We start from the raw sequence: 14511 nt of genomic DNA, 5'->3' as shown, positions 1-14511 counted from the left end.
ATGATTGAATAATACCTATAAAAATTTTAAGGAGATTATTATGAAAACAAATACACTTGCTCATATCAACGCTATTTTGGGTCTTATTTCAGGAATTGTATTGCTTTTAGCGCCAGTCAACATGTTTATCATGGCTATTGGAGCTGCTGCGGCAACTGAAGACGCAGATGTAACGGTTGGGACATTGACAGGGCTCTCAATTATTTTGTCATTGGTTAAAATTGCTATTTTAGTTTTAGGAATTGTTGCTATTGTATACTATAAGGGAGAAAGTCGTGTTGGTTCGGCTCCTTCTGTCCTATTAATCGTAGGTGGAGCAGTTGGCTTGATTCCAGCCCTTGGTTGGGTAGGAGGAATCCTAGCAATTATTGGTGGTTCACTATTTTTAGGAAGTCTCAAAAAATTCAAAGTTGAAGGATAAAAAATAAGGAAAAGGATTGCCAAACAGTCCTTTCCTTTTTGTTTTTCACTAGCTTTTTTGTGAAAAATTGTGTAAAATAGAATAGATAAACGAGGGGCAACCTCGAAAAATTAAAGGAGAATCCATCTAATGGTAAAATTGGTTTTTGCTCGCCACGGTGAGTCTGAATGGAACAAAGCTAACCTTTTCACTGGTTGGGCTGATGTTGATTTGTCTGAAAAAGGAACACAACAAGCGATTGACGCTGGTAAATTGATCAAAGAAGCTGGTATCGAATTTGACCAAGCTTACACTTCAGTATTGAAACGTGCGATCAAAACTACAAACTTGGCTCTTGAGGCTGCTGACCAATTGTGGGTTCCAGTTGAAAAATCATGGCGCTTGAACGAACGTCACTACGGTGGTTTGACTGGTAAAAACAAGGCTGAAGCTGCTGAACAATTTGGTGATGAGCAAGTACACATCTGGCGTCGTTCATACGATGTATTGCCTCCAAACATGGACCGTGACGATGAGCACTCAGCGCACACTGACCGTCGTTACGCTTCACTTGACGACTCAGTTATCCCAGATGCTGAAAACTTGAAAGTAACTTTGGAACGTGCCCTTCCATTCTGGGAAGATAAAATCGCTCCAGCTCTTAAAGATGGTAAGAACGTATTTGTAGGAGCTCACGGTAACTCAATCCGTGCCCTTGTAAAACACATCAAACGCTTGTCAGATGACGAAATCATGGACGTGGAAATCCCTAACTTCCCACCATTGGTATTCGAATTTGACGAAAAATTGAACGTAGTTTCTGAATACTACCTTGGAAAATAATCTATAAACAGAAAGCCTAGGATTCCTAGGCTTTTTTGTGTTTGCTTCTAGTTTTCAACTAGTTAAAAAAGCGTTATAATGATAGTAAAGAGTGACTTGATTGTAAGAAAGAGGGAGGGACGATGGCCTATATTGAAATGAAACACAGCTACAAGCGTTACCAGGTTGGGGATACGGAGATTGTGGCTAATCGTGATGTGAATTTTGAAATTGAAAAGGGGGAGCTGGTTATTATCCTTGGTGCTTCTGGTGCTGGAAAGTCAACGGTTCTCAATCTCCTAGGAGGTATGGATGCCAATGATGAGGGAGAGATTTGGATTGATGGTGCCAATATTGCTGACTACAATTCCCACCAACGAACAAACTATCGTCGAGATGATGTGGGCTTTGTTTTTCAGTTTTACAATCTAGTCTCCAATCTGACAGCTAAGGAAAACGTAGAGTTGGCCTCAGAAATTGTAGCTGATGCCTTGGATCCTGAGCAGGTCTTGACAGATGTAGGTTTGGCTCATCGCCTGAATAACTTTCCAGCCCAGCTTTCTGGAGGGGAGCAACAGCGAGTCTCCATTGCACGCGCTGTAGCCAAAAATCCTAAAATTCTCCTCTGTGATGAACCGACAGGTGCCTTGGATTACCAGACGGGGAAGCAAGTCTTGAAAATTCTCCAAGACATGTCTCGTCAAAAAGGATCAACAGTGATTATCGTGACCCACAATAGCGCGCTAGCTCCTATTGCAGATCGGGTGATTCACATGCGTGATGCTACGGTTAAGAGCGTAACAATCAATGAGCATCCACAGGATATTGATACATTGGAGTATTAGCATGAAAAAAATATACCGAAAAGACTTGCTCCAGTCGGTGACTGCTTCCAAGGGACGCTTTGCTTCTATCTTGACCTTGATGATGCTGGGTTCTCTAGCTCTAGTAGGTCTTAAAGTAGCCAGTCCCAATATGGAACGAACGGCAGGGGATTATCTCCGTAAAGCCAATACCCTGGATCTGGCAGTGATAGCTGATTATGGCTTGGACAAAGAAGACCAGGACGAACTAAAGACCCTCAAAGGAGCAAGTGTTGAGTTTGGCTATATGGCAGACCTGACCGTAGAAAATAGTGAAGAAGCGGTTCGACTTTATTCCAAGCCAGAGGGGATTTCAACCTTCCAAGTGACAGAAGGGCGACTGCCAGAGGTTGATGAGGAAATTGCCTTAGCCGACTTCTGGAAAGACCGCTATCAGATTGGGCAGACCATTACCTTTACTAAGAAAGAAGAAGGGAAGTCCGTCCTAAAATCCCAAACTTTTACAATTACTGGATTTGTTCAGTCGGGTGAGCTCCTTTCTAAAAAAGACCTAGGGAGTGCTAGCAGTGGAAATGGAAGCTTGGCTGGCTATGGAGTGATTTTGCCCAGCCAGTTTGATTCAGATGTTTATAGTATTGCGCGTGTGTGCTATGATGATTTAAAAAATCTGGATGCTTTTTCATCAGACTATAAGACCAAACGAACCCAACATCAGGAAGAGTTGCAAGACTTGCTAGCAGATAATGGTCAAAAAAGATTGGCAGGTATCAAAGCAAATGGGCAAAAGAGCTTGGAAGAGGGGAAAGAACAGCTCCAAACTGCTGAAAGCAACCTTCAAAATGGCAAAAGTCAGTTAGAGCAGGCTGAAGGTCGCTTGAAAACGCAAGAAGAACAAGCTACCGCTTTGCCAGAACCGCAAAAGAGTCAAGCCAAGGAGCAATTGACAAAAGCTAAGGAAGAACTGACGGCTAAAAAAGAAAAACTGGATCAGACAGAGAGTGATCTAACTAAGGAAAAAGAGAAGCTAAAACAGCGTCAGAAAGAGCTTGATGAACTGGCAGAGCCGGCTTACCATGTTTACAACCGCCAAACCATGCCAGGTGGTCAAGGTTATCTCATGTATAGTAACGCTTCAGCAAGTATTCGTTCTGTCGGAAATATCTTCCCAGTGGTGCTATATATGGTCGCTGCGATGGTGACCTTTACAACGATGACTCGCTTTGTGGATGAAGAGCGTACCAATGCCGGTATTTTCAAGGCCCTAGGTTACCGGAATCAAGATATTGTTGCTAAATTTGTCCTTTATGGTTTTCTTGCAGGAACTGTAGGAACCATTTTAGGAACGCTTCTAGGACATTATCTCCTTGCAGGAGTGATTTCGGATGTTATAACAACTGGAATGGTCGTTGGTAAAAGTCAGGAGGATTTTTACTGGTCTTATAGCCTCCTTGCCCTAGCCTTGAGTTGGGTATCCAGTGTCTTGCCGGCTTATCTGGTGGCACGGAGGGAATTACACGATGAAGCAGCCCAACTCTTGCTTCCCAAACCTCCTGTTAAGGGATCAAAGATTTTGCTGGAACGCCTGAGCTTTATTTGGAGTCGTTTGAGCTTCACTCATAAGGTTACTGCGCGAAATATCTTTCGTTATAAGCAACGAATGTTGATGACCATTTTTGGAGTTGCGGGTTCGGTTGCTCTCTTATTTGCAGGTCTTGGCATTCAGTCTTCTGTGGGAGGAGTTGTCGAGCGCCAATTTGAACAAATCCAGCAGTACCAGATGATTGTAGCGGAAAAAAGCAGTACCAGTGAGCAAGAAAAAGCAGATCTGGAAAATGCCTTGCAGGCTGAATCTATCCATGCTTACCAAAAGATTTATTCTAAAACCATTGAAAAAGATTTCAAAGGAAAAGCAGGACTTCAAACCATCACCATGATGGTTACTAGTGGTGAAGACTTCAAGCCCTTTATCGCATTAGAGGAAAATGGCCAAGAGGTGGAGATCACTGCTGGAGCGGTCGTGAGTCAAAAACTAGCTCAACTAGCAAATGTTAAGGTTGGGGACAAGCTGGAGCTTGATGGGAAGGAAATCAAGGTCGCAGCTATTTCTGAAAACTATGTTGGACACTTTGTTTATCTCAACCGAGAGACTTACGAACAAGTCTACGGCACCAGTCCGCAAGACAATACCTACCTAGTAAAATTAAAAGATCCAACACCTTCCAATACGAGAAAGAAGCTGCTACTTTTATGGAAAAAGCAGCTATTTCTGGGGTAGTTCAAAATGCAACTGCCATTCACCTCTTTGAATCCGTGGCTAGTTCACTAAATAAAACCATGGCAATCCTTGTCCTTGTTTCCGTTTTACTAGCCATTGTTATTCTTTACAATCTCAATAATATCAATGTCGCAGAACGTATCCGTGAACTTTCCACTATCAAGGTTCTCGGTTTCCATAATAAAGAAGTGACCCTCTATATCTACCGTGAGACCATGGTGCTGTCCCTTGTGGGAATTGTCCTAGGTTTGGTAGCTGGCTACTATTTACATCAATTTTTGATTCAAATGATTTCACCAGCCACCATACTCTTTTATCCTCAGGTCAGCTGGGAAGTCTATGCTCTTCCAATCGTCGCAGTGACTGTGATTTTGACTTTACTAGGGCTCTTTGTCAATCACCACTTGAGAAAAGTAGATATGCTTGAAGCCCTGAAATCAATAGAGTAATTCACGGTTTTAAACAGTAAATCAGTTGACAAAGTCTTTGCTTCTTGGTAGAATAAGAACTGTCGTAAAGACAAATAACTTCTTCTTGGTTACAGGCATGCCAACCTGTCACTCGGATGAAGCCAAATAAAAAGGAGAAACATCATGGCAATCTCAAAAGAGAAAAAAAATGAAATCATCGCACAATATGCACGTCACGAAGGTGATACAGGTTCAGTAGAGGTTCAAGTTGCTGTCCTTACTTGGGAAATCAACCACCTTAACGAACACATCAAACAACACAAAAAAGACCACGCTACTTACCGTGGATTGATGAAGAAAATCGGTCGCCGTCGTAACTTGCTTGCATACTTGCGTAAAAACGACGTTAACCGTTACCGTGAGTTAATCAACTCTCTAGGACTTCGTCGCTAATCTTGCGTCTAAAACGTTTCTATACTTCGTTGCCTTCGCCTCGATGTACCATCAGTACAATCTTCGGCTTGTCGCCTAGTCTATAAACGTTTTATCCAGCAAGAATCATGATGCTAAGGGCGATAAAAATCCGTATGAAAATAGGGAAACGACGCAGTGTTCGATGAACACAAGGAGTTTCATCTTTTTCACTAGGATTTTAGCCTAGGCTCAAATTAGCTCTCTGGATTCAGAGGGCTTTTTATGTTGTTACCATACCTCAATATACTCAAGTATAATCTTCGGTTATGTTTCCTAGCACTGTAAGGTAAAATAAACCAGATTTGCCTCCCTTCGGGGAGATTTTTTGTTACACTAAAATTTTCCTACAATCTTCGGCTTGTCGCCTAATCTATAAATGTTTTATCCAGCAATAAATAGGATGCTAAGGGCGTTAAAAATCCGTATGAAAATAGGGAAAGGACACCGTGTTCGATGAACACAAGGAGTTTCATCTTTTTCACTATAAGGTTTTTCTATTATCTAAATATAGTATAAACTAGGGCTTGTATTCAAAACATGGTATAATAGGCCTATATAGCTAAATGAAGTGAACTATCACTAGGGATTCGAGAAAAGGATAGAACAGTCATGTCAACAGTAAAAAGTGATCTAAATATTGCGCAAACCTATGCGAGTCAGCTTAAAAATGCTTGTCAATCGTTAACAGCAATTGCTGTGGCTAGTCAAGATGATCGAACGACCCTTCAAGGGAATAACAAAGCCCATCAATGTCTGACAAAGTCTCAAAATCTAGCTAGTCAGATTTTGGCAGCCGTCACCCTGACTTCAGAACGACTGCACTCTATAGCGAGTGATTTTGAGGCGCTAGATGAAGCGGGTGCCAATGGTTTTAGGAGTCATACATGAGCAAGTTAGATGAGTTGAAGAAAAGAGAGCGAGAACTCTTGTACCAGCTAGAAGACAATGGAAAAGAGAAATATCGCACTAAAGAACTGATAGAAACCTTTGAAGGGTATGATAGAGCTAGTCACCGTTATCAAAATGATTTGTGGGAGGCGGCCTATCAGAGCCGATATGCAGGACAGTTGGAAGAAACGCTCCTACAAAGAAACCAACTTAAAAACCAAATTCTTGAGAACCTCAGCTACCGCATGGATGATTTGAAAAAAGAAAAGTTCCGGTTAGAGGGAGACTTGGATGCGGTTTACTATGAAAGACGCAAGGAACTAGAAAGAGAGGAGGAGAAACGACATGGGCATTGATATGTATTTGGAACAATCGCAACTACAAAGTTCGAGTGTAGCGACCATGTGTCAATCTCAGGTGGAGGCTTATCAAGACTTGCAATCAGCCATCCAAAAGTTTTCAGAGGATACAGAGAGTCTAAAGGGCGATGCTTATAATTCGGCTAGAAGTTTTTTTGCAAGTGTCTTATTGCCCTTGAGCAAAGGGGGACAACTCTATGCAGAAATCTTCTCTCAAGCCATCAAGAAACTACCAGAAGACTACCAAACGATGGTCGACAGCAAGAGTTGGCGCGAGGATGATCTGCTTGATAAGATCCGTCAGGAAGAGCAAATGATTGCCTATCTAGATGAAGTCAACCAATCCCTTTCTAGCTTGACCATGGATAGTGAAGAAAAAGGGAGATTGAGACGCAGTAATGTGGAACTCATGCGAGGACACCACGCGAATAAACGTGTCTATGAAACAATCTTGAGAGACCTGCGTGCCTATGATAGCTATTCAGGAGGACTGTTCGATGATCTAGACAGTATCGATGTGCAGTTGAGTCGAGGATTGGCCCAGATCTAAACGAGTTGGGATGCAAAGACAGGGGTCTTTAAAGTCCCATCTGACCTGACTTGGGCCAACTACCTGACTGCCTATTCTGATACAAAGGACATGCAACTCAGCCGTCAAGAGAAAGCCTTTGTCCAAACCATGATGGCAGAATACGGCTTTGATGCAGAAACAGCCCAACAGCTCTTGACTATCAAGCAAGGAATAGACAAGAAGTTCCCTACCTCAAGTCAAGAGTTCCGTGACTATATCTTTTTGCGAGTCGTCGGTGCAGCCTACTATAATGATTTTAAGTGGAACGAAACTGCGGGCTATTTAAAAAATTATTTTTTTGATGAGGTTGTTAGCAGTCCATCTACAGTTGAAAAAATGAGAGTAGAAAAACCAATTCTTGAAATCTTTCAAGAACTTGGGTTGAAAGAAGAAAAGGCCAAAGAACTGTATTATAACCTTAGACTGCAACACGAATTGGCTAGTGGGGAATACAGTGCATCTGGTGATTTGAAGAAAGATCATCCTCTAGTATATCAAGATTCAAAAGAAGCTTATCAAAGAGCTTATGAAAATTCAGAGAATTTTGATAAGTTTTGGGATGAGAAACTGAAGGCTTATTCTAACAATGGAGCAGGCCATGCAGACTTTACCCACCAGTCCATTACTATGGCCACTCATCTTAATCCTAATCAAGTTCAGTTAGCCGATCTCTATGGCGGTAGAGAGCGTGTCAAGGATCTTTCAGGCTGGGAAGGAGACACGACTAAAAATGCTACGGATAAAAAACCAAGCATTGGTGAAGATGACTACAAGGCAGACCTTGATTCAGTCAATCTTATCGGCCGTATGCAGAAGGGGCAATCCTATGACCAAGCCATAACTTCTTACTATGCTGATCTACAAAAAGACTCCTCTCAGAGAGAAAGAGAATTCTTGAAAAATAAAGATTGGAAGCAGGTCAGAAGCACTATCTATGCTAGTATTCTACCATTAGAGGTTATGGAAAAAGGAGAAGATGCTATTAAAGCATATATTGAAAGTAACTATCAAGGTGTATCCAAGTTTTTAAACCGCTTGGAAGCCGTGGCGGAGTAGGAGGAAGTCTATGAAGAAAATCCTAGGCGTTTTAACAATAGTGATATTACTTGTATCAGTTTGTCTATTCTTCTTTGTGCGTCAACCTAAAAACATTTTTGATGAAATTTACCAAGAAACGGAGAAGAGTTATCAGGTAGATAACATTTTTGGAAAAAATGAAGATATTATTGTTCGTCCAGTTTGGCCAAGTGATAATGAGAGTTTGAAATATAGTCCACATGTAACCTATAAAGACAATATTTTTAATGATTATCGTAAAATCGTACTAGGCTTTAATTTTCAAAATTTAGAACAAACAAGTTTTATTCGTTTTGATAAATATATTGATTCAGGAGTTAGAATACGGGTAAGAGTAGGATATAGCTATCGTGAAAAAAGTTTGAAAAAAGAAGTAGAAGTAATTGTAATAAAGGGAAATTCCGAAAATTATATCGACAATGAATCCCAAGTAAAATCATATCTAGAGCAGTATGGTATCACTGCTAAGGATTTGGATTCTTACTACGACGAAATCGTCAATCAGAAAGTTTTGAAAGATTGGTGTTCCATTTATGACAGTAAGTACTCGCCAAGCAACTATGGAGAGGTTAAGGTTGAAACCCAGTGGGAGAATTGGTGATAAGGTGACAACATGAAGAAAATCCTAGGCCTAGTAGCCTTATTCGCACTAATTGTATTATCCTGTTTCTACTTTTTTATCCATCAACCTAAAAACATTTTTGATGAGCTTTATCAGGAGACGGAGAAAACCTATCGGTCAAATAATATTTTAAGAAATATAGATGGGTTTAAAATCAGATCAGGTTGGCCAAGTGATGATCCTAATATATCTCAAAATCCATTTGGATTGTATAACAAAGAGAAAACACCGTCAGATTATTCTGAAATAGAAATTGGCTTTAATTTTGAATATACATCTCAATTAAGCTCCATTTCATTTGAGAGACAAATAGGACCAAACACGAGAGTTAGAATATGGAATAAATATACTTATCAAGACCGTACTTTAAAAAAATCTGTGAGAGTAGTTTTAAAGAAAGCAGATATTGAAACATATATTGAAGACGAGACTCAAGTAAAATCCTACCTAGAGCAGTATGGTATCACTGCCAAGGATTTGGATGCTTACTACGACGAAATCGTCAACCAGAAAGTCTTGAAAGATTGGTGTACCATTTATGACAGTAAGTATTCTCCAAGCAACTATGGCGAGGTGAAAGTCGAAACCCAGTGGGAGAATTGGTGACAGGTCATGCAGACTTTACCCATCATTCCATCACTATGGCCACTCATCTTAATCCTAATCAAGTTCAGTTAGCCGATCTCTATGGCGGTAGAGAGCGTGTCAAGGACCTTTCAGGTTGGGAGGGAGATACGACCTTTAATGCAAACGATATGAAGCCAAGCATCGGAGAAGATGACTACAAGGCGGATTTGGACTCGGTCAACCTTATCGGTCGTATGCAAAAGGGGCAATCCTATGACCAAGCAAACTCTTCTTACTATGCTGACCTTCAAAAAGACTCCTCTCAGAGAGAAAGAGAATTCCTAAAAAATAAGGATTGGGATACAGTCAGAGATGCTATTTATGATAGTTTGCGACCAACGGATATTAAGCTAGATGGAGAGGATGCTCTTAAAGCATATATTGAAAGAAAATATCCAGGAGTGTTCAAGTTTTTAAACAGCTTGGAAGCCGTGGCGGACTAGGAGGAAGTCTATGAAGAAAATACTAGGTGTTTTAACAATAATTGTATTACTTGTATCAGTTTGTTTTTACTTTTTTCCTAAACAACCTAAAAATATTTTTGATGAAATTTACCAAGAAACGGAGAAAACCTATCGGTCAAATAATATTTTAAGAAACATAGATGGGTTTAAAATCAGACCCGATTGGCCTAACGATGGAGAATATTTTGCATACACCCCTTCAGGGAAGTATCAAACTCATCCTGAAGGTTATAAAGACATAAGTATTAGCTTTAATTTTGGAGAAGGTATTAAAGGGATGACGATACGTTTTGAAAAAAGGATTAATTCGGATATTACCCTATGGTATTCAGCACACTATAATATGCAAAAGAAAGTGCTCAAAAAAGGACTTGCGATTTTTGAAGAGCCAAGGCAACCAGGTCAATATCTTAATGATGAAGAAAAAGTAAGAGACTATTTAAAAAAATACAACATAACCAAAGAAGAATTAGAGAAAGACTTCGACGAAATCGTCAACCAGAAAGTCTTGAAAGATTGGTGTACCATTTATGACAGCAAGTACTCGCCAAGCAACTATGGCGATGTTAAGATTGAAACCCAGTGGGAGAATTGGTGATATAAAGAATTTTCACTAATTTTATAGACAGCTAAGCTCTCTGACTTCAGAGGGCTTTTTCTATATATGTTTCTATCCTTGTTCATCTAATAAAAATATGGTATACTTTTCATGAGAATTTTCTAAATTTTTAAGATTCTACCAAAGGAGGTTTGCATGCTTTCCAAATTTTCTGGAAGCCGAAGGGACCTGCAATTTGTGTTGTTTTTGGGTATTTTGCTAGCTGTTTTAGGGATTTCGCTCTTTCTGGCTGTTTCTATGGGATCCGTTGCGATTGATCTAGGAGATACCTATCGAATTATTTTGAGCAGGTTGGGTTTTCCTCTTGAGATAGGAGAGGTTTCCAAGTCTACTCTTGCCATTGTATGGAACATGAGATTCCCCAGAGTATTGTTAGGCTTGATAGTAGGGGCTGGTCTTTCTATGTGTGGTAGTGTGATGCAGTCCACAGTGAACAATCCCATCGCTGAGCCCTATATCTTAGGAATCTCTGCAGGTGCAACTCTAGGAGCAACCTTAAGCATCATTCTTGGTTTAAAAGTGATGATTAGCCTTGGAGCTTTTCTTGGAGCTATTTTGGCAACAATTGCTGTCCTCATCATTGCCTCTATGCAGGGAAGGATGACGACTTCTAGTCTGATCTTATCAGGAACGGTGGTCAATGCTCTCTTTCTGGCTTTTTCCAACTTTATTATCTCAGTGGGTGCTAATGCTGACAGTGTGATGACCATTAAGTTTTGGACCATGGGCTCGCTTGCCGGGACTACCTGGTCTGACTTAGTTCTGCCAACTGTAGTAGTAGGAATGGCCTTTCTATTTTTCTCTACTCAGTATCGTGTTTTTAATGCGATGATGATGGGAGATGAGGCTGCTTTAACTTTGGGCATTCCCTTACGCTTTTATTGGTATCTTTATGTGACCATGGTGGCTGTGCTAACAGCAGTCTTAGTGGCAACCTGTGGAATTATTGGATTTGTTGGTCTCATTACTCCTCACTTAGCTCGAGGGTTAGTAGGAACGAATTACAGGAGACTTTTTCCTGTTGCGACCATACTTGGTGCCCTCTTTGTCATCTGGGCAGATGTACTCTCTCGTATCACCATTCCAAACGCAGAGTTGCCTATTGGTATTTTTACAGCCTTAGTAGGTGCTCCCTTCTTTATCTACATTGTTGGAGGTAGGCGAAGGGAGGTGAGGGCCTGATATGGACTTGATTTGTCAGGATATCCACTTTGGACTAGGAGAGAAAAAAATCCTCAAAGGAGTTTCTCTTAAGGTTGAGGGACATCAATTTCATACGATACTAGGACCGAATGGAAGTGGGAAAACCAGCCTGCTTAAACTCCTCTATCGTCAGGAAAAGGCGGACAAAGGCCTGATAAGCCTAGATGGAAAGCCACTGGAGCATTGGTCACTCAAAGAAACAGCCAAGCAAATGGCAGTTGTCACCCAGTTTAATCAATTGCAGTTTGATTGTACAGTTGAGGAAATCGTCTTGCTGGGAAGAACTCCCCACCTCTCTTTTTTACAGAAGGAAAAGGAAAGAGATTATGCCCTCGTTCAAGATGCTCTCGTCAAGGTGGATATGCTTGAGAAGAAAACTCGTCTCTATTCGTCTCTGTCAGGGGGGGAGAAACAACGAGTCTTATTAGCCCGCGCCTTGGCGCAAGAACCGACTCTCTTGCTCCTGGACGAACCAACCAATCACCTGGATATCAAGTATCAGCTAGACTTGCTGGCCATTGTGAGAGATCTCAAGATCAATGTTCTAGCTGTCCTGCATGATATTCAACTTGCTTGTCGCTATTCGGATTATCTCTATCTGATGAAAGAGGGAGAAATCCTTTACCAAGGGACTCCAAAGGAGACCATCACCCCTGAGTCATTGCAAACTGTATACGGAGTTCAAAGTCAGGTTACTTGGACCGAGGATCAGCAAGCTATGATTCACTATTTATAAGAATGAAAAGGAAAACAAGATGAAAAAAACACTAAGCATTTTACTCGTAACGGTAGCTACCCTAACCATGGCAGCTTGTGGCAATACTACTACAGAAAAAACTACCACACAGTCTAGCACAGAAACAAGTCAAAAGGCCAGCACAGAGACGACTTATCCGTTAACGGTCAAGACCTATGATGCTAAGGGAAATGAAGTCGAACAAGTCTTTGACAAGGCACCTGAAAAAGTTATCACCAACAATCTTTCAACCACTGAAATCTTATTGGAGTTAGGCTTGAAGGATAAAATTGCTGGCATGCTTAACCCTGATAATGCTGTGACGGACAAATACAAGGACGCGATTGCGACTATTCCTCAAATTGGCGATAAAAAAACAGTCTCACAAGAAACAGTCCTTTCTTATGAGCCAGACGCTGTGATGGGTCGAAACATGATGTTTTCTGAAAAATCCTTGGGAACAGTTAGCACTTGGAATGAAAACAAAATCCCAGTCTATACGCAAAAAGCTTCTCTCTCAACGATTCAGCAAGATTTGGGGAATATTGTAGAAGATGTCAAAAATCTTGGAATGATTTTTAATGTTCAGGACAAGGCCAATGAATATGCAGCTCAATTACAAGCTAAAATTGACGCTGTTAAGAAAGCAAACCCAGCAAGCCAAGGTGAAAAGAAAAAGGCTTTGATTATGGTTGCTTATAATGACGAAACCTTTGGTGCATACAAGTCTGCTTTGCAAGAAAGCTTGTTGAATCAACTTGGTTATACCAACGTCGCAACGGGAACATCAGGCTTGACCTTGGAAAATCTCGTGTCAATGGATCCTGAGTTGATTATCTATGTAACCAGCGACCGCAATAAAAAATTGGATGCCAACGCAGTAGAGTTGATGAAGAAAAATGCTGTTTTGGAAAATGTTCCTGCTATTAAGAATCAAAAAATCATGACTATCTCTTACGATGAGTTGATGGACTATGGTCCAGCAGTGATTGATTCCCTTGAGAAAATCAATGACTTTATCAATAAATAATGAGTTTGATTGGGAAGGGATCCAAGTTAAGGTCAGCCTTCCTTCGATCTATGATCCCAATCAAACCTATCCAGCGATTCTCTTGAATGATGGAGACTTGGATTTCCTATCTTCCCTTTCTGAATCTGTGATTTTAGTGGGCTTGTCCTCTAAAAATCGCCTAGACGACTACACTCCCTGGAAGGCATTTGCTCTGAGAGAGGGGGCTCCAGATTTTGGTGGTCAGGCAACTGCCTATCATGGTCAATTATTTGGAGGTCTTTTAGACAAGTTGCAGTCGCTTTATCGCCTGGACAAAGACCGTCTTGCCTATGGAGGGTATTCACTAGGTGGTTTGGCGGCAGTATACAGTCTTTTCGGATTTGACAAGGTCTCCTGTGTCTTCTCCATCTGCGGTTCCTTTTGGTATCCTGATTTTGTTTCTTTCTGTAAGGAAGAAAATCTGGAAAATCTGGACTGCTTGCTGTATTTACAAAATGGTCAAACAGAAGGAGCGCATCATACCAATCGCTTGGCTCAAGCACCAGTCTATGCTGAGCGGATTCATACCAGTCTTCAGAAGCGCTATCCGACTGGTCAGTTTGTCTTTGATCCTTATGGACATCATGAGCAAGTGGCTGAGCGATTTCTAGCCTTTTCTAGCTGGTTGGCTCAAAAATGGGAGATTGAATAAAGTAAGAGAAGAGACAAGGCAAAAATTAAATTTGAGGAGAAAATCCAGTAAAATTTTCCACAATAAAACGCATAATATTGAACTCTTTGAATTTCTTATATTATGCGTTTTTATGATTTTAGAGTTTCTTTGAATGCAGAAAAATACATGTTCTATAATGAAAAGTGACCGGATTGTCATTGGAAAGGAGCAGACGAGATTTATTAAGAATATTATAGGATTGATGAAATGATAGATATTTGTAGAAAATCACACACTTTAATCTCAATCATTTTCATATTACTAACACTAGGAATATGTATTTTTGAAGACTGATATTTTCATCATGAATTTATTCGATAAAAGAAAATACTCCTTTATTTCTAAAGAAAGAGGTACAAAATCTTTTTGAGATGATAGAGTAGAATATGAAATTTGCTCTGAATATATTAAAAGAG

The 14511-nt window shown here is 40.5% G+C and carries 14 protein-coding genes and 2 pseudogenes; all 16 read left to right on the top strand.

Annotated features, from left to right (window positions below; genetic code table 11):
• Positions 1-40 precede the first annotated feature (40 nt).
• The 16 genes and pseudogenes from HMPREF9965_RS09295 to HMPREF9965_RS09220 all read left to right on the top strand — a co-directional run bounded on the left by HMPREF9965_RS09295 (position 41) and on the right by HMPREF9965_RS09220 (position 14074).
• The gene (locus HMPREF9965_RS09295) at positions 41-421 is read left to right on the top strand and encodes a hypothetical protein (RefSeq protein ID WP_000856371.1); all 381 of its coding nucleotides are present in this window, start codon (positions 41-43) and stop codon (positions 419-421) included.
• Between the two features lie 129 nt (positions 422-550).
• Complete coding sequence (locus HMPREF9965_RS09290) at positions 551-1243, top strand: phosphoglycerate mutase (protein ID WP_000240126.1); 693 nt, start codon at positions 551-553, stop codon at positions 1241-1243.
• Between the two features lie 122 nt (positions 1244-1365).
• Positions 1366-2067, top strand: coding sequence for an ABC transporter ATP-binding protein (locus HMPREF9965_RS09285; protein ID WP_000323382.1), 702 nt, complete (start codon positions 1366-1368; stop codon positions 2065-2067).
• 1 nt (position 2068) lies between these two features.
• Positions 2069-4770: pseudogene (locus HMPREF9965_RS09280) on the top strand (FtsX-like permease family protein).
• Positions 4771-4914: 144 nt separating this feature from the next.
• Complete coding sequence (rpsO, locus tag HMPREF9965_RS09275; RefSeq protein WP_001018251.1) at positions 4915-5184, top strand: 30S ribosomal protein S15; 270 nt, start codon at positions 4915-4917, stop codon at positions 5182-5184.
• 630 nt (positions 5185-5814) lie between these two features.
• On the top strand, positions 5815-6093 hold the full coding sequence (locus HMPREF9965_RS09270) for a TIGR04197 family type VII secretion effector (protein ID WP_000108753.1): 279 nt from the start codon (positions 5815-5817) through the stop codon (positions 6091-6093).
• Positions 6090-6449 (top strand): DUF3958 family protein, encoded by a 360-nt coding sequence (locus HMPREF9965_RS09265; protein WP_000039827.1) that lies wholly within the window; start codon positions 6090-6092, stop codon positions 6447-6449. The genes HMPREF9965_RS09270 and HMPREF9965_RS09265 overlap by 4 nt, the downstream gene beginning before the upstream one ends.
• Positions 6439-8079: pseudogene (locus HMPREF9965_RS09260) on the top strand (hypothetical protein). Before HMPREF9965_RS09265 ends, HMPREF9965_RS09260 begins: the two are co-directional and overlap by 11 nt.
• Positions 8080-8089: 10 nt before the next feature.
• Complete coding sequence (locus HMPREF9965_RS09255; protein WP_000721866.1) at positions 8090-8701, top strand: TipC family immunity protein; 612 nt, start codon at positions 8090-8092, stop codon at positions 8699-8701.
• A 12-nt stretch (positions 8702-8713) separates the two neighbouring features.
• The gene (locus tag HMPREF9965_RS09250) at positions 8714-9328 is read left to right on the top strand and encodes a TipC family immunity protein (protein WP_000721846.1); all 615 of its coding nucleotides are present in this window, start codon (positions 8714-8716) and stop codon (positions 9326-9328) included.
• A complete protein-coding gene (locus tag HMPREF9965_RS09245) occupies positions 9325-9792 on the top strand; it encodes a hypothetical protein (RefSeq protein ID WP_004243803.1) in 468 nt (155 codons plus the stop codon). The genes HMPREF9965_RS09250 and HMPREF9965_RS09245 overlap by 4 nt, the downstream gene beginning before the upstream one ends.
• 10 nt (positions 9793-9802) lie before the next feature.
• Positions 9803-10411: a TipC family immunity protein gene (locus HMPREF9965_RS09240; protein WP_000721865.1), complete on the top strand. Its 609-nt coding sequence runs from the start codon at positions 9803-9805 to the stop codon at positions 10409-10411.
• Between the two features lie 156 nt (positions 10412-10567).
• Positions 10568-11614, top strand: coding sequence for a FecCD family ABC transporter permease (locus tag HMPREF9965_RS09235; protein WP_000949324.1), 1047 nt, complete (start codon positions 10568-10570; stop codon positions 11612-11614).
• A gap of 1 nt (position 11615) precedes the next feature.
• The gene (locus tag HMPREF9965_RS09230; protein WP_000363107.1) at positions 11616-12371 is read left to right on the top strand and encodes an ABC transporter ATP-binding protein; all 756 of its coding nucleotides are present in this window, start codon (positions 11616-11618) and stop codon (positions 12369-12371) included.
• A gap of 19 nt (positions 12372-12390) precedes the next feature.
• Entirely contained in the window at positions 12391-13401 is a 1011-nt protein-coding gene (locus HMPREF9965_RS09225; RefSeq protein WP_000753264.1) for an ABC transporter substrate-binding protein, read from the top strand.
• Positions 13382-14074: an alpha/beta hydrolase-fold protein gene (locus tag HMPREF9965_RS09220; protein WP_000175774.1), complete on the top strand. Its 693-nt coding sequence runs from the start codon at positions 13382-13384 to the stop codon at positions 14072-14074. The genes HMPREF9965_RS09225 and HMPREF9965_RS09220 overlap by 20 nt, the downstream gene beginning before the upstream one ends.
• Positions 14075-14511: the final 437 nt, after the last annotated feature.

The organism is Streptococcus mitis bv. 2 str. SK95, assembly GCF_000222705.1.
In the GTDB taxonomy this organism is placed as follows: domain Bacteria; phylum Bacillota; class Bacilli; order Lactobacillales; family Streptococcaceae; genus Streptococcus; species Streptococcus mitis_AY.
This window is presented reverse-complemented; position numbering and strand designations above follow the sequence as displayed.